We start from the raw sequence: 25180 nt of genomic DNA on the forward strand, positions 1-25180 counted from the left end.
TCCTCCTTAAGCTTTGGTTTTTTATTAAAAAAACTATTTAAAATTGACAATCATAATTTTACCATCCACCATATTTTAGGATTATTCTCTATCACGCTATTTAGCTGGTCGTATGCTTTTTTCTTTCCTTTAGATATTGTTTTTTATGCAATAATGAATTGTATAAACATTGCAGGTATGTTTTATTTTAAAAGAGAATTTAAAATGCAATTGAACCAATGTAAGATAAGTTGGTTGTCATTTAGTAAAACATACAAATTTGGGTTCCTTTTTATTTTTATCATTGCTTTGGCAATGTCTTCGGTTACACCTTCTATTTTTGATAATGAAAGTTATTATATACAAACCATTAAATGGTTAAATGAATATGGTTTTGCAAAAGGATTGGGTAATTTACATATCTTTTTTGCCCAAACATCTAGTTGGCATATTTTACAAGCAGCGTTTACTTTTCCGTTTTTAGAAACGAATTTTAACGATTTGAATGGTTTCTTTTTAATCGTCTTTTCTTTTTACTGTTTTCAGCAGTTGTGTCAATTTAAGTCAACCAAAAAAATACATCAATTATATATAGGAAGTGTGTTGATTGGTTTGCCTTTTATAATATTTTTTATCAACGCACCATCGCCAGATTTACCGGTGTTTTTAATCAGTCAGTTGTTGTTTTTTCTTTTTATAAAATATTTTAATAAGATTGATTACTCTAATTTTATTCTCATTCTATTACTCACAATTTTCTTGTGTGTTATTAAAATCACTACGTGTGTATTGGTTTTATTACCATTAATTTTATTTGTAAAACATTATAAAGTACTGAAAAATAATTTAGTGAAACCAATTGTGTTCTCACTTTTTGTAGTTGGATTGTTTTTAATGAAAAACGTTGTTCTAACGGGCTACTTGTTATATCCGTTACAAATTTTAGATGTTCTAGATGTAGATTGGAAAGTACCCACAGAGCTTATTCAATTGTTTAAAGTGGGTACGTATAATGCTGCTTTTGATTATCAAGATTTAAACAGTCTTTCTACTTATCAGTTATTTATTGCGTGGATAACCTCGTTTAAATTCAATGGAATTATCAATATCATATTTGTGGTTTTATTGGTGTCTTTTCCTTTTTTATGGTATTTAAAAAGCAAAGAAAAATCAGTTTTTATTTTGTATTTAATTGGTGTTTTAAACTTTGTATTGGCTTGGGTTTTCTCTCCACAATATCGATTCTTCTTTTTTTATATGTTATTCTTTGCCATGCAAATTTGTGTTTGGTTTTTTAGAAAAGAAAAAATAATCATGCTGTTTACCTACTTGAGTTTGTTGCTAAGTTTGGTTCCTTTTTTAACCGAATTAAAATTGAGTAATTATACTACCATTAAAAAAACGAATATCAAAACAAGTCTGTTAAAACCAAAAAACATTTTACAACCAAATGTAAATTCTAGCATGAGTGCCGACTTTGAGCAACATATAGAAAACGGATTTCATTACAATTCACCTACAAAAGAAAGTTACTTTTGGACGGTAGGAGATATTCCTTTACCTGCGGTTAATGTGAAACAAATTTCTTTTATAAAAGAGCACTATAAAATTGTTCCTAGTTTAAGAACAGGGAATTTTGAAGATGGTTTTAAGAGTGTTGATAGTGAGTAGGTAGAAAATTCTGAAGATTAGAATCTGTTATGTTTTTAAAGAGAAATATAGATACGTTAAGATTTGTTTTAAGCAGATTTAGGTGAGGTTTAACTTGGTTTTAAATACTTAAAAGTTTAATTTCGTTAAAAGTTGGTCTTGAAATTGTAATAAAGAAATTAAATGAAAAAAATAGAAGTTGTAGCTGCTATAATATATTTTAAAAATGAAATTTTTTGTGTTCAAAGACCAAAAAATAAACTAAGTTATATCTCAGAAAAATTTGAATTTCCTGGTGGAAAAATCGAAAAAGGAGAGTCAAAGGAAGAAGCACTACGAAGAGAACTTATTGAGGAATTAAATTTTATTCCGAATAAAATAGATGACCTATTTATAACTGTTGTTCATGAATATCCTGATTTTGAATTAACAATGCACAGTTTTAAATGTTATTCAGAGATTAAAGAGATTAAACTGAATGAACATATTTCTTCTGAATGGTTAGCTATAAAAGATATAGATAAACTAGATTGGGCTGAAGCAGATATTCCTATAGTTAATAAGTTAATTAAGGATGAATAAAATCTTTGATGATAGTTTTAAAAATAGTTTACTTACAGGATTTATTGATAAATCATTAGATTCTGAGGCTCTTTATCAACCAGAGTTACTTGTAAATAGAAAAATTCCAAGGAAAAAAGTTCTATCAACAATTATAAAAGAACTAGAAAAGTGTGAAAGTTTTTATATTTCTGTAGCATTTGTTACTACAAGCGGTGTTGCAGCGTTAATAAATACTTTTAAAACACTTGACGATAAAGGTGTCAAAGGGAAAGTACTTGTCTCTCAATACTTAAACTTTACACAACCCGAGGCTTTAAAAAGGCTTTCTCAGTTTAATAATATAGAATTAAAAATAGTAACTAAAGAAAATTCACACTCTAAAGGTTATATTTTTAAACATGCTGGTTATTATAATTTAGTTATTGGAAGTAGTAATTTAACTTCTTCGGCATTATCTACCAATAAAGAATGGAATATGAAAGTTTCTGCAAGAAACTCAAGTTCTATAGTAGATAAAGTAATCACCGAATTTCAAGACGATTTTAGAACCGGAGAAATTGTTAATGAAGCTTATATAGAAAGGTATGAAGCTATTTATAAAAAGCAATTTCTAGTTTATAAAAAAAATGAAGCAGAGTTTTCTAAAGAATTTAATTTAGAAATAATTCCAAACTCAATGCAAAAAGAAGCATTAGAGAATCTAGGAAAATTACGAGAGAAAAACAATAAAGCATTAATAATATCTGCAACTGGAACAGGTAAAACATTTTTAGCTGCTTTTGATGCAAAAGCATTTAATCCGAAAAAACTATTATTTGTTGTTCACAGGTTAAATATTGCAAAAAAAGCAATGGAAACCTTTCAAACTATTTTTGGTGATAGTAAAACAATGGGATTGTACTTTGGGCAACAAAGAGAATTAGATAAGGATTTTATTTTTTCAACAGTACAAACTATTTCAAAACCAAATCATCTAGAACAATTTGAGAATGATTTTTTCGACTATATAATTATAGATGAATCACATCGTTCTGGAGCAGATTCATACGTTCGATTGATAGAATACTTTAATCCGAGGTTTCTTCTTGGGATGACTGCAACGCCTGACAGAACAGATGATAAAGATATTTACAGTCTTTTTGACCATAATATAGCATATGAAATTAGACTGAATAAAGCAATGGAAGAGAACATGCTTATTCCTTTTCATTATTATGGTGTTGCCGATTTATATGTAAATGATAAAATGCATGAAAACAGTTCAGATTTCAGGCTTTTAACAACTGACGAAAGAGTTAATAAAATTATTTCTAAAATTGAATTTTATGGTTCTGATAATGGAATAACGAGAGGTTTAATTTTTTGCTCCAAAATAGGTGAAGCAAAGGAATTATCGTATAAATTCAATCAAAAAGGATATAAAACAGTTGCTTTAGTTGGAGAGAGTACGGAAGACGAAAGAACAAAAGCTATAAAGCTATTAGAAAGTGACAATTTATCAATCAAATTAGATTACATTTTTACTGTTGATATATTTAATGAAGGAGTTGATATTCCAAAAATCAATCAAGTTATTATGATTCGCCCAACCCAATCGGCAATAATATTTATACAGCAATTAGGGCGAGGGTTAAGAAAAACAGAGAATAAATACTATTTAACAATCATTGATTTTATAGGTAATTATAAAAACAACTATTTAATACCAATAGCTTTATATGGAGACTCTTCTTATAATAAAGACAAAATAAGAAAGCTCATTTCAGAAGGTAGTAGTATGATTCCTGGAGAATCTACAATCAATTTTGATGAAATTACTAAAGAAAAAATATACGCCTCAATTGATTCTGCAAAGATGCAATTGCTTACGAATTTAAAAATAGACTACAATAATTTAAAAAGTAGAATAGGACGAATTCCTATGATGATGGATTTTGTGAGAAACGATTCTAGAGACCCTTATCTATTTGTTAATCATTCAAAGTCATATTTCAATTTTTTAAATAGAGTTGAAAAGAATTTTGGTTCTTCGTTAAGTATAAAGCAAATAAAATTATTAGAATTATTCTCTAAAGAAATAAATAATTCTAAACGGATAGAAGAGTCAATTATACTTAAAGAAACAATTACATCTATCAATTATAATACAGAAAAGTTAAAAGCCAAAATTAAAAAAGAATACAACTATAGCGTTTCAGAAGAAACTATTAATTCTTGTGTTTCAAATATCAATTTTGAGTTTATAAGAGAAAAAAAAGGAGGTAAACTTGTCTCTGCAAGAGAAATTTATAGTTTAAATATTCTTAAAATTCAGAATAATGAATTCGTATTAGAAAATGAATTTAAGACTATTATAGAGGAATCGTGTTTTAAAGATTTTCTATTGGATACCATAGAATATTCTATATACAGTTTTAATAAAAATTTTGATTCGAGTAAATGGAATAGTGGATTTCATTTGTATAGAAAATATTCGAGAAAAGATGTATTTAGAGTTTTAAACTTTTCAGAAAATCCAGTTGCTCAAAATGTTGGAGGCTACTTGGTGAGTCCTGACAATAAATATTGCCCAATATTTGTAAATTACCATAAAGAAGAAGATATATCTGAATCTACAAAATATGAGGATGAATTTGTAAATCAAAGAGAATTCGATTGGATGTCAAAATCAAACAGAAAAATAGAGAGTAAAGATGTTCAATCTATTTTAGGTAATAATGGTAAAATACGACTTCCTCTTTTTATTAAAAAAAATAATGACGAAGGAACTGACTTTTACTATATGGGAGATATTAATCCTCAAAAAAATAATATAGAACAAACAAGAATGAATAGTGATAGTGGCAGACAGGTTTCTGTAGTGAAAATTCGTTTTGATTTAGAAAATCCAGTGTCTGATTCTATGTATAAATATTTAGAGGAAAATCTAGATTCAAAATCGAAACAAATAGCAATTCAAAAACAAACAGAAAACAAAGCTGTTCAATTAGAAATTGATATTTCTGAAACAATAACAGAAGGCAATCATACAATTCCTTTATATGATTTCTACGCAGCAGCAGGAAGCTTTAGTGAAATGCAAGATGAAAAAGAATACAATTTAAAAGCAGTTCCTGAAAGATACGCAACAGACAATTATTTCGCTTGTAAAGTAATCGGTGAATCCATGAATAAGATTATTCCTAATAACTCAATATGTATATTCAAAAAAAATGTTACGGGTTCTCGAAATGGGAAAATATTATTAATCGAGAATAGAGACTCATTTGACCCTGACTTTAATTCGGCTTTTACAGTTAAAACGTATTCAAGTGAGAAAACAGTTTCAGAAGAAGGTTGGCAGCATGATGCAATTGTATTAAAACCTAATTCTTATGATAAGAGTTTTGAAAATATAATATTAAATGAAGATAATATTACTGAAATGAGAGTTATTGGGGAATTTGTCGAAGTTTTAAATTAACTTTAATGTTGTCTAATTTTCTAAACAAAAAAAAAGTCAGACAATGTCTGACCTTTTTTATATAATAGAATAAATACCTTTCTTTAAAACTTATATTCCCCCAAAGGTTTTGGAAAATCTTCTGGATTGGCAGCTAAATGATAACGAGGATCATCAATATCTTCTAAAATAACCTCAGTAAAAACAGGGCTCGATTTGTATAGTAATAATTTACAATCTTCACTTAAGTGTTTTAGCGTTACTTTTTTACCAGCTGCTTGGTATTTTTCAACCAAATTAAAAATTGCTTCTATGGCAGAATGATCTGTAACACGTGCTTCTACAAAATCTATTTCTACAACATCTGGATCATTTTTGATATCAAACTTCCCGTTAAACTCCGTAATACTTCCAAAGAAAAGAGGTCCCCAAATTTCGTAAATTTTTGTTCCGTCTTCTTTAAAACGTTTTCTAGCTCTAATTTTCTTGGCACTTGTCCAAGCAAAAGACAATGCAGAAATTATAACCCCAACAAATACTGCAATGGCTAAATCAAAGAATACAGTTACTGCAGATACTATGATTAATACTGCAGCATCAGACATTGGTATTTTCTTTAAAATTCTAAAACTAGACCAAGCAAATGTTTCTATTACCATCATAAACATAACACCAACAAGCGCTGCAATAGGTACTTGTTCTATATATTTATCAGCAAATAAAATAAAAGTCAATAGCGTTAAAGCCATCATTATACCAGATAAACGTCCACGTCCGCCAGCATTAATATTAATTACGGTTTGTCCAATCATACCACATCCACCAGTACCACCAAAAGCACCACTTACAATGTTTCCTGCACCTTGTGCAATACATTCTTGATTCCCGTTTCCTCTAGTTTCTGTTAATTCATCTACTAGATTCATAGTCATTAAGGTTTCTATTAAACCAACCGATGCTGCTAAAAATGCATACGGAGCAATAAATTTTAAAGTATCTAAGTTAAAAGGAAGGTTGCTCCACAATTCTAAAACATTTAAGTTTTTAGAAAGTTCTGCAATACCATTTAAACCAGCTCCACCACCGTCTCTAATAAAATCTCCAACATTAATAGAGTTTAATCCGCTAAAAATAGAAACTAAAGTAACAATTAAAATAGCTGTTAAGGCTGCTGGTATTTTTGTTGTAATTTTAGGTAAACCCCAAACAATTAACATGGTTAATAGTACCAAACCAATCATTACATATAAGGTGTTGCCTTGCATACTGTATTTTACAACTCCAGAATCTTTTACAGAATAAAAGCCTTCGTCAGAAACATTAAAAACAACTTTTTTAGTATTAATATCAAAAACTTGACCTTCAGAAATTAAAAATAACTCTTCGTTTGTAGTACTGTTTTTAACGATATTATCATCAATAGTAAATATTACCGTGTTAGAAACTAAATCTTTTACTTGGTTATCAGATACATTATAAACCAATTCTTTAGATTCTGTTTTACGCATATTTTGTCCGTAGAAATCTTTTTTGTTTTCTTTAAACATCCCTAATTGTGCCATAAAAATAACAATCGCCAATCCGTTTACAAACCCCATCATTACTGGATGCGGAATTAGACGTACAAATTTCCCTAACTTAAAGAGGCCTGCAAAAACTTGTATCACACCCATTAGCACTACAGCAGCTAAGAGATAAAAATACCCCATGTTTTCAACAGGGTTGTCAAATAGTAAGCCTTTTGCATGTCCTTCTTGTATCATGTGTACAAAAATTACAGCTACAGCACCTGCTGCACCAGAAATTAAACCTGGTCTTCCACCAAAACTTGCTGAAATAATTCCTACTACAAAAGCACCGAATAATGCCACAATAGGACTTATTTGTGCTACAAAGGCAAAAGCTACAACTTCTGGTATCATTGCTAAAGAAACGGTTATTCCTGCAAGTACATCATCTTTTGCGTTTGGTAATATTTTTCTAATAAATTCAGTCATAATTTGGTGATTTTTAAAGTCGGCAAAGATAGACGGTTTTTTTAAAAAACTATCTTTCTTATGAGTATTGTTAATCCATACAAATGTATTTATCAGATAAGTACGCTACCAATTTATGAATACGAACTAGTTAAAAAAGAAATGTTTAACGGAGTTAACGTGAAAAATAATAAAAAAAGGCAGTTTAACTTTCAGGTTTAGTCTAGAATAATTGTTAGTACTTTATTAATTAGTGGTTTCTAAATAGGTGTTATAAACTAATTGAATATTTGCATAGGTGTTTTTTAAAGCAGCCTTAATTGCTGTTTTATTTTTAAAAACAACTTCGGTAATACCTTCTTCTAATTGAGGGGTTAGTTTTTCTGAATAATTAGAAGTCATTAAGTACCAATAAGTTTGTTTTAATTTAACTCCTTTATGAAAATAAATATGATAAGTAGTAATTAATGGCTTGATAAGTTGTAGGTTAGAAATGCCACATTCTTCTTCTACCTCTCTAATTGCAGCTGTTTCTATGGTTTCTCCCTTTTCAATCCATCCTTTTGGTAAATCCCAAACACCGTTTCTAAAAATAAATAAAACTTCTTTTTTAGGGTTTAGCACTAATCCGCCAGCGGCGGGAATAAGCTTCATATTTGTTAAAAAAGATTTCCAATCATTCTCTAAGTCAGTAGAGTATAAATTAACACCTTGTAATTCTTTATTGTTCAGTTTGTGAAGGATTTCATCAATAAGAACATTCTTAAAATTGTAAACAGGAAAAATATTTTCTTTTTTTGAAGAAGAAGTGATAATTATTGGCGTATCATTTACAAAAACTTTATACATTTGCGGTATGATTTTAAACAAAGATACGGCAAAAAAAACAGCTGAACTTTTGTTGCAAATAAAAGCAATAAAGTTAAGCCCAAATGATCCCTTTAACTGGGCGTCAGGTTGGAAGTCTCCAATATATTGTGATAATAGAGTTACGCTATCTTATCCTCCAGTTCGTGTTTTTTTAAAAGAAGAAATATCAAGAATTGTAGAATTAGAATATGGTAAACCAGATGTAATTGCTGGTGTTGCTACAGGTGCAATCGCTATTGGGGTTTTAGTTGCGCAACAATTAGGGGTTCCTTTTATTTATGTTAGGCCAGAGCCAAAAAAACATGGTAGAAAAAACCAAATTGAAGGGCACTTAGAAAGCGGACAAAATGTTGTTGTAATTGAAGATTTAATAAGTACTGGTAATAGTAGCTTAAATGCAGTAGAAGCTTTAAAAGAAGCGGGTGCTGTTGTAAAAGGTATGGTTGCTATTTTTTCTTATGGATTTGATATTGCAAACAAGAATTTTGAAGAAAAAAATGTAGGATTAACTACTCTAAGTAATTACGAAAACTTGTTAGAACAAGCTTTGGATAGTAATTATATTACAGATAAAGAGTTAATTACATTAAATGATTGGAGAAAGAATCCAAGTGAGTGGAAACAATAAAGTTTAAAAAATGAATATAAACGGAAATACAGTTACTATTGACAAATCTGCTGAAGAAGTGTTTGCTTTTTTTTCTGATTTAAAGAACTTTGAGCAATTAATGCCAGAAAATATTCAAAAATTTGAAGTTGATGGTGAATCTTTTATATTCGGTTTACCTGGTATGCCAGAAATTAGACTCGTTTTAAAAGAAAAAACACCGTTTACTAATATTACGTTAGGTGCTGCAAGTAGTAAATTGCCTTTTACTTTAGCTGCAGATCTTAATGAGATTGCAGAAAACAAAACCGAAGTAAGCTTAAAATTTGATGGTGAATTTAATGCAATGATGGCAATGATGATTAAAAAACCATTGACAAAATTTGTTGATACACTTACCGAAAATATAGGGAAACTTTAAAGGAAAGAAATTTCTTTAAGTCCAAATTCTTTGATGACATCGTCTTCTAATTGAACTTGTAGCTTTCCGAAATCTGAAATTCCAGAAATCATTCCCATAAAAATTTCATCCTTACTATTTTTAAACATAGTAGGGATATTTTTTTTATACAATACGTCTAAATATTTTTCTTCTAAAAGGTTAAAACTTTTTGAAGTTAAGCGTTTTATATTTTTTTTAATTTCTTCTAAAATAGCTTTTAGTAAAATATCTAAATCATATTCTAGACCGGTTTCTAATTTTAAAGAAGTAGCGTTGTTTAAGTATGCTGGAAAAGTTTCTTGATTTATATTTAACCCAATTCCTACAAAAGAATTTTTAATACGGTCGCCAGAAAACGTGTTTTCTATTAAAATGCCACAAATTTTCTTGTTTGCTGACAGAATGTCGTTAGGCCATTTTATAGACGGCTTTGGTAAATTATTAGCAAATAAAACATCATAAATAGCTAAAGAGATTGCAAAGTTTAAATATTTTTTTTGAACTACTTTTAAATCTTTAAAGCTAATAAAGACACTGAATGTAAGGTTTTTGTAAGGTTCGGATACCCACTTATTTTGTTGCTGACCTCTCCCTTTTATTTGGTTTTGAGTAACAACAGTTGTAAAATTCTCTAGTGTAGAATTTTGAGCTAAATCCTTTAAAAAAGAATTCGTAGAATCGGTGGCACTAAGTTTGATTGTTTTCAAGTGTTAAATAAAGTGTAAACTACTGTAATAATACACAAAATACTCGCAAAAAAATAATAACTTTGCGTTAAATATAGAAAAAAGTTAATGACAAATAAAAAAGTAAGTACAGATGATTTAATTGCTTTAATTATTAAAGGGATTGATGAGGTAAAAGGAGAAAATATTCAATTATTAGACTTACGAGATATAGAGAATACTGTATGCGATTATTTTATAATCTGCTCGGGGAACTCAAATACACAAGTAAATGCAATTTCTGGTTCTATTCAAAAAATAGTTAGCAAAGAACTTAAAGACAAACCTTGGCATATAGAAGGTCAAACAAATTCTGAATGGGTTTTAATGGATTATGTAAACGTAGTGGTGCACATTTTTCAAAAACAAGTTCGTGACTATTATGATATTGAAAGTCTTTGGGGTGATGCAAAAATTACAGAGATAAAATCAGTTTAATCTTTTTATTTTTTAAATAAATGAGTGATTCAAAAAAAGATAGTAATTCTAATATGCCTAAATTTAAGTTTAACGCGTATTGGATATATGGTGCAATATTTGTAGTAATAATGGCATTCCAGTTTTTTAGTAGTGGAGATTTAGCTACTAAAAGTATTTCTAAAAATGAGTTTAATGACATTTTAAAAGACAATGATATTTCTAGAATTGTTGTTTTAAATAATAATTTAGCTCAGATTTATATTAAAGAAGAAGCACAAAAAAAACAGCGTTATAGTAAGATTATAAATTCTGCTTTTTATACACAAGGCTCTTCTTTTTATGACTACAATTTTGGGGATTTACAAAATTTCGAAAATAATATTGAAAAAGCGAGACAAGCGAACGAGTTAGACTTTGATATAAAAAATGAAAACAAAACAAGTATTTTTGATACTATTTTAGGTTTTTTACCTTTTATAATATTAATTGCTGTTTGGTTGTTTTTTATGAAAAGAATGTCTGGTGGCGGCGCTGGATCTGGTGGTGGAGGTCAAATTTTTAGCATTGGTAAGTCTAAAGCTAAGTTATTTGACAAAGACACAAAGGTAAAAACTACGTTTGAAAATGTTGCCGGATTAGAAGGTGCTAAAGAAGAAGTACAAGAAATTGTAGACTTTTTAAAAAACCCAGAGAAATATACTTCTTTAGGAGGTAAAATTCCAAAAGGAGCTTTATTAGTAGGACCTCCTGGAACAGGAAAAACATTATTAGCCAAAGCAGTTGCAGGGGAAGCAGATGTTCCTTTTTTCTCATTATCTGGTTCAGATTTTGTCGAAATGTTTGTAGGTGTAGGTGCTTCTCGTGTAAGAGATTTATTTAAAAAAGCTGCAGAGAAATCGCCTTCTATTATTTTTATTGATGAGATAGATGCTATTGGTAGAGCTCGTGGAAAAAATAGTATGACTGGTGGTAATGATGAGCGTGAAAATACGTTGAATCAATTATTAACAGAAATGGATGGTTTTGGTACAGATGTAAATGTTATTGTGTTAGCAGCAACAAACAGAGCAGATGTTTTAGATAGTGCATTAATGCGTGCTGGTCGTTTTGATAGACAGATCTATGTAGATTTACCAAACATCAACGAAAGAAAAGAAATTTTTGAAGTACATATTAAACCTTTAAAATTAGCGGAGGATGTTAAGATTGAGTTCTTAGCACAACAAACACCTGGTTTTTCTGGAGCAGATATTGCAAACATGTGTAACGAATCTGCATTAATTGCTGCCAGAAATGGTAAAAAAGCAATTCATCATCAAGATTTCTTAGATGCTGTAGATAGAATTGTAGGTGGTTTAGAAAAGAAAAATAAAGTAATTACACCTAAGGAGAAAAAAGTAATTGCTTTTCATGAAGCAGGTCACGCAACTATTAGTTGGATGTTAGAGCATGCTGCACCATTGGTAAAAGTTACTATTGTACCAAGAGGACAATCTTTAGGAGCTGCTTGGTATTTACCAGCAGAAAGAATGATTGTGCAGACAGAGCAGATGTTAGATGAAATGTGTGCTACCATGGGAGGTAGAGCTGCAGAAAAAGTAATGTTTGATAAAATATCTACAGGAGCTTTAAGCGATTTAGAAAAAGTGACTAAGCAAGCAAAAGCAATGGTTACTGTTTATGGTTTAAATGAAGCGGTTGGTAATGTAACGTATTATGATTCTTCTGGAAATGATGGATTTGTAAAACCTTATAGTGAAGAAACTGGGAAAACAATTGATCAAGAAATTTCTAAAATTATTGAAGCTCAGTATCTAAGAGCCATTCATATATTAGATGAAAATAAAGATAAATTAACGACTCTTGCAGAATTATTATTGGAAAAAGAAGTTATTTTTAAAGACGATTTAGAAAAGATATTCGGTAAAAGACCTTTTGAAGAGCCTCTTGAAGTAGAAATCGTTGATGATAAAAAAGACATTCCTCCAGTAGAATTAAAAACTGAAGAATAATAAATGAATTTTTTTAAAAAGCTATTCAATATACCCAATAAAGAAGAAAATGACATCCAAAGACAAGAAGTAGATCTTTCTTTGGATGATCTTTTTGTACATAATTTCCTTGAAAAAGGAGGTAAGTTTTTATATTGTTTAAAAGAAAGTGAAGTTGTAGAGAATTTAAAGAACATTTTAAAAGAGAATAATTGGAATCAATTAACACTTTTAGATGACAAGTTATCTTCCTTTTTAAACAGACATGAGGTGGCAATGAATAGAAATTTCAATTCAAATTTTCCTGTTTTCTTGAATTGTGAGCATTTGATTGCAGATAATGGAGATATTTTATTTTCATCGAAACAATTAAAAAGTATTAAGTTGTCAGAAATGCCTCAAAATTTTATAGTTTACGCAACTACGAGTCAGTTGGTTAAAGATATGGGACAAGGGTTAACTGGTATTAAAATTCATCATAAAAATGATTTGCCTACCAACATTTCTGCCATAAAAAATTATAACATTCATAAAAATGATGATAATTTCTTAAACTACGGAAACAGTAACTCAAAAAACTTATATTTGCTGCTATTAGAAGATTTATAATATGAGTAACCTTTTAAAAAGGAGTCTTTCAGGCATAATTTACGTTTTAATTTTTATATCAGCGATTCTTTTTTCTAAAGAATCGTATGTTGTTCTAACAACTATTTTTGGATTGTTGTGTGTTTGGGAATTTTCTAAACTCATCAACTTTAAAGGAATGATAGGGTATATTTTCTTTTGCTTAACGTTATTTTTAATGTTAAAAAGACCAGAAAGTTATGCCGTAATTATTATTTTAGGAATTACCATTATTTCCTCGTTATCTTTAATTTATTACTTATTTACTAAAAAAGAAATCTCATTTTCTAATGATAGGTCTAAATCTGGTTTACTAATTAGGTATCCTATTTTTTCAATGATCTTTTTAATCCTTCTACCTATTTATAAAGATGGTTATAATCCTCATTTAATTATTTCTATTTTAATTATGATTTGGGTAAATGATAGTTTTGCTTTTTTAGTGGGTAAAAATTTCGGAAAAAGAAAGTTGTTTATTTCGGTTTCACCCAAAAAGACACAAGAAGGTTTTTTAGGTGGTTTGGCTTTTGCTTTAATCGCTGCCTTTATAATTAGTAAATTTAATACTGATTTTACAGTAGTAAATTGGTTAGTGATAGCTGTTATTGTTAGTGTAATTGGTACGATTGGAGATTTAGTAGAGTCTAAATTTAAAAGACAAGCCAATATTAAAGATAGTGGTACTATTATGCCTGGGCATGGTGGTATTTTAGATAGATTGGATAGCTTGTTATTTGCAGCACCATTTGTATATTTGTATATTAATTTTATAATTTAAGTATGATTCGTTTTCACAAAGAAGGGTATAAAATAATTGTTATTACCTTTATAATAACAATTGTAGGTGTATTACTAGCCGATAATTTAATAAATATACCTTGGCTTGTTAAAGTAATTCAAGTTGTATTACTTGCTTTTTTAGTAATTGTGCTACAATTTTTTAGAAATCCTAAAAGAGTTGCTGCTTTAAATGATAACATAATAGTTGCGCCAGTAGATGGTAAAGTGGTTGTTATAGAAGAAGTAGAAGAACCAGAATACTTTAAAGGAAAAAGATTACAAGTGTCTATTTTTATGTCTCCTATTAACGTACATGTTACTAGATATGCCATGAGTGGAGTTGTAAAATATAGTAAATATCATCCAGGTAAATACTTGGTAGCATGGCATCCGAAAGCATCTACAGAAAACGAAAGAACTACGGTAGTGGTTAATAATGCAGCTTTTGGTGATGTTTTATATAGACAAATTGCCGGAGCTTTGGCAAAGAGAATTGTTAATTATGCCAAAGTTGGCGATACAGCAGTACAAGGAGCAGATGCAGGTTTTATAAAATTTGGTTCTAGAGTAGACCTTTTTCTTCCATTAGGTACAAAGCTAAATGTATCTTTAAATGATACAGTAAAAGGTGGAGTTCAGATAATTGCAGAAAAATAATAACGTATGGAATCTGATTTAGATAAAGAGTTTAATGAAGCTTTCTATAGGATTTCTATGTTAGAAGAATCGATTGCTCCAGACATTATGCTAAAATTTTATGCTTATAACAAGCAAGCAAATTTTGGAAATAAGTTTTCATTTAATGATGAGCATAACGTTAGAAGTGCATTTAAGTTAAATGCATGGATGCAATTAAACGGCATGAAATCTGACGTAGCAAAACAAGAATATATTAATTTAGCAAAAACAGTTTTAAATACTAAACAATAACATTATGAAAAGAGTCGTAGTTTTATCATTATTAATGATTGTAGCATTTAATTTTTCATCTTGTAAATCAGATAAAAAATCTGATGAGAAAAAAGAAGATACAATTAAAACTAAAACAAGTGCAGTAGCTTTTTCTTTAGAGAAGGCACAAAATGAAATAAACTTTGTAGCTTATAAGACTACAGAGAAAATACCTGTAGGAGGTCAGTTTAATAAAGTAGACATAATTTCTGGAGGAGAAGGAAGTTCTATTAAAGAAGCTATTAATAATACTGAGTTTTCAATTCCTGTAAGTAGCATTTTTACGAAAGATACTAGTAGAGATTTTAAAATTCAAAAATTCTTCTTTGGTATGATGGACAATACAAAATTACTTTCTGGTAAATTATTAATAACTGATGAAACCAATGGTGTTGCAGAAATTAAAATGAACGGAGTTACAGAGAATGTAGCTTTTACCTATACGATAGAAGGGAAGGTTTTTAAGATGGAGGCTACTATGGATATTATCAAATGGAATGCATCTGAGGCTTTAGCATCATTAAATACAGCTTGTTTAGAATTACACAAAGGAGCTGATGGAGTTTCTAAGACATGGAGTGATGTGGCTTTAAATATCACTTCTACTTTCTAAGAAGCATTATAAATTATTCAACGCTTTTTTAAGTGTTTCAAATCGAAAAGAATATCCGTTCTTTTCGATTTTTTTTGCAGAAATTTTACTTCCTTCGAGTAATATTTTTGCCATATCACCAAATACAAGTTTTAAAAGAAAACCTGGAACACCAATTCCTATGTAAGGTCTTTTTATGATTTTAGCTAACTCTTTAGTAAAGGTTTTACTAGTGTGATGTTCTGGAGCAACTGCATTAAAAATACCTTCTAAATTATCTTCAACTGCTTTAACGTAGATGGCACATAAATCATCTAAATGGATCCAAGGCAAAAATTGTTTTCCAGAACCTAAAGGAGTTATAATAGGTGTTTTCATTTTATCTAATGCACCACCTTTATCCGTTAAAACAACACCGGTTCTTAAGATTGTTACCGGAATGTTTTTTGTTGAAAATTGATGTGCTGCGTTTTCCCATTTTTGACATACATCACCTAAAAAATCATTAGCTGCTTTATCGCTTTCCTCGTATATTTTATCATTAGTGATCGCTCCGTAATAACCAACTCCAGATGCAGAAATAAAACCTTTTAATTCGATTTTTAATTCGGTTATTTTATCAAAAAGTAAATTTGCAGTTTTTACTCTACTATCAATTATTACCTGTTTTCTTTCTTCTGTCCAACGTTTGTCGGCAATTCCTGCTCCGGCTAAATGAATGATATAATCGGAGTTTACAAGCGCTTTTTCATCAACATAATTAGAAGAGATATCCCATTTAAATTCGTTTTTATTTTTGGGACTTCTACTTAAAATTACAACTTCATGATTTTTATCAATTAGTAATTTTGATAATCTTTTGCCGACTAAACCTGTACCACCTGTTATAATTATTTTTGCCATAATGTAAAGATAATTATTTTTTGTTTAATGTTTTTAAAATATTATAAAACAAATTTATGCATACATATAATAAAGCAATGTTAATGTTTATTTTTCATCCGTATAAAACTGTACTTTTATAGTGATGAAAAATAATAACAAAAGAAAAGGTTTTGTTTTTAAAACCTACGAAGCGGAACATCAATCTCCTTTCGAAAAATTATTTGAAATTTTTAAGGAACTGATAACGCATACCTCTGGCGATTTTGATGAAGCCATAGATTGGCTACGTTCTTTAGATAAAGAATATAAGCTGACTGATGAAAATTATACCATTGATGATTTTATTGAAGATTTAAAGAAGAAAGGCTATATAAAAGAGGAGGTAAAAGGTGACGGGACTGGAGGTACTAAAATTACTCCGAAAACTGAACGTGCTATTCGTCAGCAAGCGTTGAATCATATCTTTGGAAAAATAAAAAGGAGTGGTGCTGGTAATCATAAAAGTAAATCTCCAGGAATAGGAGATGAACATACCGGAGACTTAAGAGCGTATCAGTTTGGGGATGCATTGGATAAGGTTTCAGTTACAGAAAGCATCAGAAATGCTCAAATTAATAACGGAATTGATAATTTCAACTTAACCGAAAACGATTTGGTGGTGGAAGAAACCATGCACAAAAGTCAAATGAGTACGGTTTTAATGATTGATATTAGTCACTCTATGATTTTGTATGGAGAAGATAGGATTACTCCTGCCAAAAAAGTAGCTATGGCTTTGGCAGAATTAATTACCACTCGTTATCCTAAAGATACCTTAGATATTATAGTTTTTGGAAATGATGCGTGGGCAATTAAAATTAAAGATTTGCCATATTTACAAGTGGGGCCATATCATACAAATACGGTTGCAGGTTTACAATTAGCCATGGATTTATTGCGAAGAAAAAGAAATACCAACAAACAAATTTTTATGATTACCGATGGAAAGCCAAGTTGTTTGCGTTTGCCAGATGGTCAATACTATAAGAATAGTAATGGTTTAGACAAATACATTGTAAACAAGTGTTATGCAATGGCGCAACAAGCAAGAAAATTACATATTCCGATTACTACTTTTATGATTGCACAAGATCCATACTTAATGCAATTTATAAGAGCTTTTACAAAAGCGAATCAAGGAAAAGCATTTTATACAGGTTTAAAAGGATTAGGAGAAATGATTTTTGAAGATTACGAAACCAATAGGAAAAAGAGAATTAGAGGATAATAATAAGTGACAAAATTGCAAAGTAAAATTGCAAAATTTGTTTCAAAGAAAAATATATATGAGCGTAAATACGATAAATTCATTAGGAGAATTAAAAGCATCAGGATACAAATCAAAATCAATTAAAGATGAGTTGAGAGAAAATTTGATTGTGAAAATAAAAAATAAAGAAACTGCTTTTAAAGGAGTTCACGGGTATGAGAATACCGTAATTCCAGAGTTAGAAAGAGCTATTTTAAGTAAGCATAACATTAATTTATTAGGATTAAGAGGACAGGCAAAAACACGTTTGGCTAGATTGATGGTAGATTTATTGGATGAATATATTCCGATTGTTGCTGGTTCTGAGATTAACGACGATCCTTTAAATCCTATTTCTAGGTTTGCTATTGAGTTGATTAAGGAAAAAGGAGATGATACACCTATATTTTGGTTGCATAGAAATGAGCGTTTTGCAGAGAAATTAGCAACGCCAGATGTTACTGTAGCAGATATTATTGGAGATGTAGATCCTATAAAAGCAGCAAACTTAAAATTGAGTTATGCAGATGATAGGGTCATTCATTACGGAATGATTCCGCGTGCTAACAGATGTATTTTTGTGATTAATGAATTACCAGATTTACAAGCTAGAATTCAGGTGGCACTTTTTAATATTTTACAAGAAGGTGATATTCAAATTAGAGGTTTTAAATTGCGTTTGCCTTTAGATATGCAGTTTGTGTTTACGGCAAATCCAGAGGATTATACGAATAGAGGAAGTATTGTAACGCCTTTAAAAGATAGAATTGGCTCGCAGATTTTAACGCATTACCCAGAGGATATTGAAACAGCCAAAACAATTACACAACAAGAAGCAAACAAGGTAGGTTCTCAAAAGGATTTTATAGCAGTACCAGAACTGGCAAAAGACTTGTTAGAGCAAATTGTTTTTGAAGCTAGGGAAAGTGAGTATATAGATGCTAAAAGTGGTGTAAGTGCACGTTTAAGTATTTCTGCTTTCGAAAACTTATTAAGTACTGCAGAAAGAAGAGCATTACTTTCTGGGGATGATAAAACAATGATTCGTTTAAATGATTTCGACGGAATTATTCCTGCAATTACAGGAAAAGTGGAGTTGGTGTATGAAGGTGAACAAGAAGGCGCACAAGTAGTGGCAGAGACATTAATTAAGAATGCGATTAAAACGTTATTTCCAAGTTATTTTCCGGAGATAAAAAAGTTAGAAAAACAAGAAGAAGAATCTCCTTATGACGATATAATTTCTTGGTTTTTTAATGCTGATGAAGATTTCGAATTGTTAGATGAACACACAGAAGCGCAATACAAAGCAGAGTTAGATAAGGTAAAACCTTTAGATGCTTTTCTTAAAAAACACCAACCGAATATGAATGAAACAGATGGGTATTTTGTAAAAGAGTTTATTCTTTGGGCATTGGTAGAGTTTAAAAAACTAAGTAAGTATCGTTTTGCAGAAGGAACACAATTTAAAGATCCTTATGGAAATTTTATAAGTGGACTATAATTAATTACCTCGTTCCACGAGATTTAATATTTTTACTACACAACCGAATTATTTCTATAATTCGGTTTTTTCTTGTGGTTTCTCTTTTTGCTTGATGTATCCAATATAAATACTGCTTTCTATAACTAGGAGCAAAATTTCTAAAATTGGTAAAAGCTATTTCATTTTTATCAAAGGCAAGTTGTAGGTCATCAGGAATAATTCCTTTTTCGACTGCATCTAAAGCTGTCCAAGATCCATTTTGTTTTGCAATCTCAATAATATCTAATCCACTTTGGTGCATTAAATTATCAGCAATTAAATTTTGAATATAACTTTTATTAACTGCACTCCAAATACTTTTCTGTTTTCTTGGGCAGAAATATTGCCTACGCTTACCATCACCTAAACTTTTTACAGTGGCGTCTATCCAACCAAAACATAAAGCTACTTTTACGGCTTCTTCCCAACGCATAGATTCCTCTATATTTTCTACTTTATAAAATATAAGGTAAACACCTTTAGACAAATTATAATTTTTTGACAACCAATTACGCCATTCAATATCATTTTTAAAGTAAAATTCGTCTATTTCTTTCATGATTTTTAGATACTAAAATTACCTTTTGTATTTTTTATGTGATTGTTAGTAATTGAAATTTACAATTAAAGAGTGTTGTTTACAAAGGGAGGTAAATTAAGTAAATAATCTTTATCATTCTCTATTTAGTATTTTTTGATAGTCATAATTATCACAATCATAAAAATGGCAGAACAAATAACGATAGATAGCTCAAGTTTTGGTTGTCCTTAATTTTTTAATTAAATTCAGTGTTATTAATGATTATCTCATAAAAACACAATGAAATGACTGTAAAAAGCTTAAAAAATGAAAATAAAATAAAATTATTGTCCTTTGATATTGACAATACTTTAATTGACTTTCATACCTATAAAAGTAACTTTAAAAAAATATGGGAAAAGTATCATGATCAAAACGATGTGCTTTTAACATATAATACAGGTAGATTAATAGATGACGTCTTAGATTTAATAGATAAAGAGGTGCTTCCAGAACCAGATTATATTATTTCTGGAGTAGGTACACATATTTATAATTTTAAAAAAGGTGCTGTAGAAAAAGAATTTAATGATGTTTTAGATGATGGGTGGAATTTGGAATCTGTAGAAAATATCATTCAAAAAATAAAACACCCTATTAGTGATCAACCAACAAAATTTCAGCATTCTTATAAAAGAAGTTATTTCTTTCATGATGCTAGTAACGATCTTATAGAAAGTATAGAACAAGATTTTGCAGATGCAGATATGGATGTAAATATTGTGTATTCTGGCAATAAGTTTTTAGATGTTTTGCCTAAATGGGCAAATAAAGGAAATGCTTTACGTTGGCTACTAAGAAGATTAAAATTTAAATCTGATCAGGTTTTGGTTGCTGGAGATAGTGGTAATGATTCTGCAATGTTCGATTTAAAAGATGTGTCTGGTATAGTGGTAGCAAATGCACATGACGAATTGTATCTGTATACAAAACATAAAAAGGTTTATCATACAGAAAAAGAAAAAGGTGATGGTATTATAGAAGGACTTATTTTCTATGAAATACTGCCAAAAGAAGCGCTTGAAGATACAAATATTGATCACTCAGATGATTTTTTCATTAAAAAAGAGAAAGAAAATATAGCGCAAGAAGATACCGATGAAAAAGTAGCTTTAATTAAAGAAGGATATGTAAAAGCAATTGAAGCTTTAAAGAAAAATATTACACCACTTGGCTTTTCAGCATGTTCAATAAAAGATAATATTCCGAATGGTACAGATGAAAATTATCATAGTGTTTGGGCAAGAGATGGAGCAATTACTGTAATAGGTTCTCTGTCTTTAATTGATGATGAAGAAATTCATACTTGCCAAAGACAAACTTTAGTTACTTTAATAGATAATATTTCTAGAAACGGACAAATACCTGCAAATGTTCGGTTAAAAGATCAAGAACCAGATTATTCTGGAGTTGGTGGAATTTGTTCTATTGATAGTGGTATTTGGGTGGTAATTGCTTTCTACGAATATGTAAATGTTACCAAAGATATTCAGTTTTTAAGAAAATATATTGGAGATATTAAAGAAACCATGCGATGGTTAGGAGCGCATGATAGTAATAATGATGCCCTTTTAGAAATTCCGGAAGCAGGAGATTGGACAGATTTATTTGGTAGAAGTTATAACATTCTATATGACGAAATACTTTGGTATAGATCTAATGTTTGTTTCGGACGTATGTTAGAAATGTTAGGAAATCATGAAGATGCAGGAGAATATATTAGATGGTCTCAGGTAATTAAAAAAGAGATTGTACAAAACTTCTGGCCTTCTACACAGCAAAAATTATTTCAATCGGTTTCATTTGCCGAAAAGCAGTTTACTTTAGGAGATACGTCTTACTTAATTGCACAAACAACACCTTTCGATTTTAGCTGGCGTTGCGATACCCTTGGAAATATTTTAGCCTTTTTACACGGAACTATAGATGCTGAAAAAGCTCATCAAACTTTTAAGTTTATGTTGGGGGTTGGAGTTAATGATCCTTTTCCAGTTGCAAATGTATATCCGGTTGTAAGTCCTGGAGATCCAGATTGGAAACCTTATTACACCGTAAATCTCCTGAATTTACCCAACCATTATCATAACGGAGGTATTTGGCCTTTTGTGGGTGGATTCTGGGTGAAATTCGTCAATAAGTTAGGGTTTAAAGATATTGCAATAGAAGAACTACATAAACTAGCTTTAATCAATAAAGAAGGAATTAATGAAGAGTGGGAGTTTACAGAGTGGGCACATGGAACTACAGGGAAACCAATGGGGAAAGCCTATCAAGCTTGGTCTGCAGCGCAGTATATATCAGCTTGTAACGATTTAAAAATAATTAAAACTAAAACTAAAAAATAGAAATATGAAATCGATATTAATGATTTCTTTACATGGATATGTAGGGGCACATGCAGAATTAGGAAAACCAGATACAGGAGGTCAAGTAGTATATGTATTAGAATTAGCAGATAGATTTAGTAGATTAGGTAAACGTGTAGATTTGGTAACGCGGCAATTTGAAGATCAACCAGAGTATGATGTTGTAGATGATAATTTTAGTGTTTGGAGAATTCCATTTGGTGGAAAAAAATTCATCAGAAAAGAAGACATGCACGACCATTTAAAAAAGTTTGTGACCAATACGTTGGCCGCTATAAAAAAAGAAAATAAAAAATACGATGTTGTGTATTCTCATTATTGGGATGCAGGTTGGGCAGGACAAAAAATTGCAGAAGAATTAGGCATTTGTCATGTACATACACCACATTCTTTAGGGTGGTGGAAACAACACTCTATGGGAAGTGATATGGATGAGAAAGAGATGGAGAAAACCTATCGCTTTAAAGAGCGTATTAGAAAGGAATATTTTGTGTATCAGATGTGTAATTTTGTGATTGCAACGACACTTCCTCAAGTAGATTTATTGGTACAACAGTATGATGTTTTGTCTAGAAATTGTAGCATGATTCCTCCAGGAATTGACGAAAATAGATTTTTTCCTGTTCCGTCTAAAGAGAATGATAAAATTCGATTGAAATATGATATCAAACCAACCGATATTTTGGCGTTGGGTAGAATGGCACATAATAAAGGCTACGATTTATTAATACGTTCGTTACCTACGGTTTTTGAACTGTGTCCGGAAGCTAGATTAGTCGCTGCAATTGGAGGAGATTCTCAGCAAGATAGAGACGGAATTGATACTTTAAAAGTATTGGCGAAGGAACTAGGTGTTATGGATAAGATTAAATGGAAAAACTACATTGCTGATGAAGACTTAGCAAACGTATACAGATCTGCAAGTATTTTTGTAATGCCTTCTAGATATGAACCTTTTGGTATGGTTGCTATTGAAGCTATGGCTTGTGGAACACCAAGTGTAATAACGGTTCATGGAGGTTTGTGTGATTTAATTGATTTTGGAAATCAGGCTTTATTTGCAGATCCACACAGACCAAAAGAATTTGGAGCAATGATGGCAATGCCTTTGTTATATCCTAAATTAAGAAACGAAATGTCTGTTGAAGGGGCACGTTTTGCACGTAGAAATTTTGGATGGACAGGGATAGCAAAAAGGATGTTATCAATTTTTGCAAGTTCAATTAATCAAAGAACATCAGAAACTAATATTTATTAAAGTATGTCTAAAATTGTATGTTTTGGTGAAGTTTTGTGGGATGTTTTTCCTACGCATAAAAAAATAGGAGGAGCGCCTTTAAATGTTGCAGTGCGGTTAAAGTCTTTAAATAATGATGTTGCTATGGTAAGTGCCATTGGTAATGATGACTTAGGAAAGTTGATTTTAAATTACATAAACGATTTAAAAATAAATGCTGATGCTGTTGTAATTTTAGAAGATTATACAACAGGAGAAGTGGCTGTAACGTTAAATGAAAAAGGAGCTGCTACCTATGAAATTGTACATCCGAAGGCTTGGGATAAAATTCCACTTACAGCAACAGCGGCAACATTGGTAAAACAAGCAGATGCTTTTGTTTTTGGAAGTTTAATTACAAGAGACGATGTTTCTAAAAATACACTTTACCAACTTTTAGAATTGGCTAAATATACTGTTTTTGATGTGAATTTAAGAGCACCTTTTTATAACAAAGAAATTCTTATTGATTTAATGTGTAAAGCTGATTTTATAAAATTTAATGATGAAGAATTGTATGAAATAAGTGCTTTTTTAGGTTCTCCTTTTCATAATTTAGAACAAAACATACGTTTTATTGCAAAAAAAACTAAAACAGCACATATTTGCGTTACAAAAGGCGAACATGGTGCTGTTTTATTATATAACAATACATTGTTTTACAATAGTGGTTATAAAATTAAAGTAGTAGACACCGTTGGTTCTGGAGATTCTTTTTTGGCCACATTAATTCATCATTTATTAGACAATCATAATCCGCAGAAATCATTGGATATTGCTTGTGCAGTTGGAGCTTTAGTTGCTCAAAATGAAGGAGCAAACCCTATTATTTCTGAAAATGAAATTTTAGATTTTAGCAGATTATAATTTATTCAATTATTTTAATTCATCTAAAAAAGGCTTTAATTCTAATAGCGTTATATCATCACGTTTTCTTAATTCTTTTAGAAACCAAGCTTTGTGTCCGGCACCATAAGTAATTAAAATACGTTTATTTTGATACTTATATTTCTGTAAAGTTTTCTCAATATTCCAATAATGTGCAATATTAATATTGTCCCAACCACCAAGACCTAATTCTTCATTAAAAAGTCTGTTATAAGCTCCTAGTCCAATATTAGAAATACTATCGTAAGTATTGGTGTGTATAAAATAAGGGTCATTTCTGTTACCTGTAATAGCCATAATAGAATCAGATTTTCTATTAGCTTCTCTGTATTGTTTCCAATCAGATTTCCGTAAAGTATCTCTGCTAATGGCTCTTAATTTTTGTTGACGTTCTCTTGCCATAGAAGCAGACCAACCTGCAGTTGGTATAATTTCAAAATCCATAGTTTTTGATAGCGGAAAAATGACTTCTGTATATTCTGGAAAACGAGAAACCCTAGGTTCTGAAATAGAATCATCTCTTTTAAAACCTTTCATCGCTTCTTCAAATCTATTTGGCGGAATTTCAGTTAAAATAAGATCAGGTTTAATTTCTTGAATTAGTTTTGTTAGTTTTTCTATAGAATATTCGTCTGAAGTTAAATGATTACCATGTATCGTTCCTAAAACTAAAACTTCATTCTTTTTATCTTTAATACAACTAAAAAGTAAAAAGATAAAACTAAGGGCAAAAAGACTTTTAATTATTGTTTTCAT

General features: G+C 30.1%; 23 protein-coding genes. 17 read left to right on the top strand and 6 right to left on the bottom strand.

The window, feature by feature from the left end; genetic code table 11:
* Window positions 1–153: 153 nt before the first annotated feature.
* The 3 genes from H0I27_RS05360 to H0I27_RS05370 all read left to right on the top strand — a co-directional run bounded on the left by H0I27_RS05360 (window position 154) and on the right by H0I27_RS05370 (window position 5656).
* Window positions 154–1650 carry a hypothetical protein gene (locus H0I27_RS05360; RefSeq protein ID WP_218732844.1) on the top strand — a complete coding sequence of 499 codons (1497 nt, stop codon included), beginning with the start codon at window positions 154–156 and terminating at the stop codon, window positions 1648–1650.
* Between the two features lie 162 nt (window positions 1651–1812).
* Window positions 1813–2211, top strand: coding sequence for a (deoxy)nucleoside triphosphate pyrophosphohydrolase (locus tag H0I27_RS05365; protein ID WP_218732845.1), 399 nt, complete (start codon window positions 1813–1815; stop codon window positions 2209–2211).
* Window positions 2204–5656 carry a DUF3427 domain-containing protein gene (locus H0I27_RS05370; protein ID WP_218732846.1) on the top strand — a complete coding sequence of 1151 codons (3453 nt, stop codon included), beginning with the start codon at window positions 2204–2206 and terminating at the stop codon, window positions 5654–5656. The genes H0I27_RS05365 and H0I27_RS05370 overlap by 8 nt, the downstream gene beginning before the upstream one ends.
* An 83-nt stretch (window positions 5657–5739) precedes the next feature.
* Here the strand turns inward: H0I27_RS05370 and H0I27_RS05375 are convergent, their stop codons facing one another.
* Together H0I27_RS05375 and H0I27_RS05380 are read right to left on the bottom strand one after the other, a co-directional pair.
* Window positions 5740–7632 carry a SulP family inorganic anion transporter gene (locus tag H0I27_RS05375; RefSeq protein ID WP_218732847.1) on the bottom strand — a complete coding sequence of 631 codons (1893 nt, stop codon included), beginning with the start codon at window positions 7630–7632 and terminating at the stop codon, window positions 5740–5742.
* Window positions 7633–7857: 225 nt separating this feature from the next.
* Entirely contained in the window at window positions 7858–8460 is a 603-nt protein-coding gene (locus tag H0I27_RS05380) for an NUDIX hydrolase (protein WP_218732848.1), read from the bottom strand.
* Window positions 8461–8467: 7 nt separating this feature from the next.
* On the opposite strand from H0I27_RS05380, the gene pyrE reads away from it, so the two are divergent.
* Both pyrE and H0I27_RS05390 read left to right on the top strand, forming a co-directional pair.
* On the top strand, window positions 8468–9109 hold the full coding sequence (gene pyrE / locus H0I27_RS05385; protein WP_218732849.1) for an orotate phosphoribosyltransferase: 642 nt from the start codon (window positions 8468–8470) through the stop codon (window positions 9107–9109).
* 10 nt (window positions 9110–9119) lie between these two features.
* Entirely contained in the window at window positions 9120–9509 is a 390-nt protein-coding gene (locus H0I27_RS05390; RefSeq protein ID WP_218732850.1) for an SRPBCC family protein, read from the top strand.
* Here H0I27_RS05390 and H0I27_RS05395 read toward each other — a convergent pair.
* Window positions 9506–10237 (bottom strand): biotin--[acetyl-CoA-carboxylase] ligase, encoded by a 732-nt coding sequence (locus H0I27_RS05395; RefSeq protein WP_218732851.1) that lies wholly within the window; start codon window positions 10235–10237, stop codon window positions 9506–9508. The two genes, H0I27_RS05390 and H0I27_RS05395, sit on opposite strands and share 4 nt — an antisense overlap.
* An 87-nt stretch (window positions 10238–10324) precedes the next feature.
* On the opposite strand from H0I27_RS05395, the gene rsfS reads away from it, so the two are divergent.
* Genes rsfS through H0I27_RS05430 form a run of 7 tightly spaced genes read left to right on the top strand, consistent with a single transcriptional unit; the run spans window position 10325 to window position 15637 of the window.
* Window positions 10325–10693 carry a ribosome silencing factor gene (rsfS, locus tag H0I27_RS05400; protein ID WP_165732849.1) on the top strand — a complete coding sequence of 123 codons (369 nt, stop codon included), beginning with the start codon at window positions 10325–10327 and terminating at the stop codon, window positions 10691–10693.
* Window positions 10694–10713: 20 nt separating this feature from the next.
* Window positions 10714–12687 carry an ATP-dependent zinc metalloprotease FtsH gene (gene ftsH / locus H0I27_RS05405; protein WP_218732852.1) on the top strand — a complete coding sequence of 658 codons (1974 nt, stop codon included), beginning with the start codon at window positions 10714–10716 and terminating at the stop codon, window positions 12685–12687.
* 3 nt (window positions 12688–12690) lie between these two features.
* Window positions 12691–13275: a hypothetical protein gene (locus H0I27_RS05410; protein ID WP_218732853.1), complete on the top strand. Its 585-nt coding sequence runs from the start codon at window positions 12691–12693 to the stop codon at window positions 13273–13275.
* A 1-nt stretch (window position 13276) separates the two neighbouring features.
* Complete coding sequence (locus H0I27_RS05415; protein ID WP_218732854.1) at window positions 13277–14071, top strand: phosphatidate cytidylyltransferase; 795 nt, start codon at window positions 13277–13279, stop codon at window positions 14069–14071.
* Window positions 14072–14073: 2 nt separating this feature from the next.
* Window positions 14074–14730 carry a phosphatidylserine decarboxylase family protein gene (locus H0I27_RS05420; protein ID WP_218732855.1) on the top strand — a complete coding sequence of 219 codons (657 nt, stop codon included), beginning with the start codon at window positions 14074–14076 and terminating at the stop codon, window positions 14728–14730.
* A gap of 6 nt (window positions 14731–14736) precedes the next feature.
* Window positions 14737–15003 carry an acyl-CoA-binding protein gene (locus H0I27_RS05425; protein ID WP_165732844.1) on the top strand — a complete coding sequence of 89 codons (267 nt, stop codon included), beginning with the start codon at window positions 14737–14739 and terminating at the stop codon, window positions 15001–15003.
* 4 nt (window positions 15004–15007) lie between these two features.
* The gene (locus tag H0I27_RS05430; RefSeq protein ID WP_218732856.1) at window positions 15008–15637 is read left to right on the top strand and encodes a YceI family protein; all 630 of its coding nucleotides are present in this window, start codon (window positions 15008–15010) and stop codon (window positions 15635–15637) included.
* 6 nt (window positions 15638–15643) lie between these two features.
* Here the strand turns inward: H0I27_RS05430 and H0I27_RS05435 are convergent, their stop codons facing one another.
* Complete coding sequence (locus tag H0I27_RS05435) at window positions 15644–16519, bottom strand: TIGR01777 family oxidoreductase (protein WP_218732857.1); 876 nt, start codon at window positions 16517–16519, stop codon at window positions 15644–15646.
* Between the two features lie 124 nt (window positions 16520–16643).
* Here H0I27_RS05435 and H0I27_RS05440 point away from each other — a divergent pair, with 124 nt between their 5' ends.
* Both H0I27_RS05440 and H0I27_RS05445 read left to right on the top strand, forming a co-directional pair.
* On the top strand, window positions 16644–17768 hold the full coding sequence (locus H0I27_RS05440) for a VWA domain-containing protein (protein ID WP_218732858.1): 1125 nt from the start codon (window positions 16644–16646) through the stop codon (window positions 17766–17768).
* A 58-nt stretch (window positions 17769–17826) separates the two neighbouring features.
* A complete protein-coding gene (locus tag H0I27_RS05445) occupies window positions 17827–19293 on the top strand; it encodes a magnesium chelatase (protein WP_218732859.1) in 1467 nt (488 codons plus the stop codon).
* A 4-nt stretch (window positions 19294–19297) separates the two neighbouring features.
* On the opposite strand, the gene H0I27_RS05450 is transcribed toward H0I27_RS05445, so the two are convergent.
* Window positions 19298–19873 carry a YdeI family protein gene (locus H0I27_RS05450; protein ID WP_218732860.1) on the bottom strand — a complete coding sequence of 192 codons (576 nt, stop codon included), beginning with the start codon at window positions 19871–19873 and terminating at the stop codon, window positions 19298–19300.
* A gap of 266 nt (window positions 19874–20139) precedes the next feature.
* Between H0I27_RS05450 and H0I27_RS05455 the strand changes: the two genes are divergently transcribed.
* Genes H0I27_RS05455 through H0I27_RS05465 form a run of 3 tightly spaced genes read left to right on the top strand, consistent with a single transcriptional unit; the run spans window position 20140 to window position 24403 of the window.
* Window positions 20140–22239, top strand: a complete 2100-nt coding sequence (locus tag H0I27_RS05455; protein ID WP_218732861.1) for an HAD-IIB family hydrolase — start codon at window positions 20140–20142, stop codon at window positions 22237–22239.
* 4 nt (window positions 22240–22243) lie between these two features.
* Window positions 22244–23518 (top strand): glycosyltransferase, encoded by a 1275-nt coding sequence (locus H0I27_RS05460; RefSeq protein ID WP_218732862.1) that lies wholly within the window; start codon window positions 22244–22246, stop codon window positions 23516–23518.
* 3 nt (window positions 23519–23521) lie between these two features.
* Window positions 23522–24403 (top strand): carbohydrate kinase family protein, encoded by an 882-nt coding sequence (locus H0I27_RS05465; RefSeq protein ID WP_218732863.1) that lies wholly within the window; start codon window positions 23522–23524, stop codon window positions 24401–24403.
* 9 nt (window positions 24404–24412) lie between these two features.
* On the opposite strand, the gene H0I27_RS05470 is transcribed toward H0I27_RS05465, so the two are convergent.
* Complete coding sequence (locus tag H0I27_RS05470; protein ID WP_218732864.1) at window positions 24413–25180, bottom strand: hypothetical protein; 768 nt, start codon at window positions 25178–25180, stop codon at window positions 24413–24415.

It is taken from the genome of Polaribacter sp. HaHaR_3_91, assembly GCF_019278525.1.
In the GTDB taxonomy this organism is placed as follows: domain Bacteria; phylum Bacteroidota; class Bacteroidia; order Flavobacteriales; family Flavobacteriaceae; genus Polaribacter.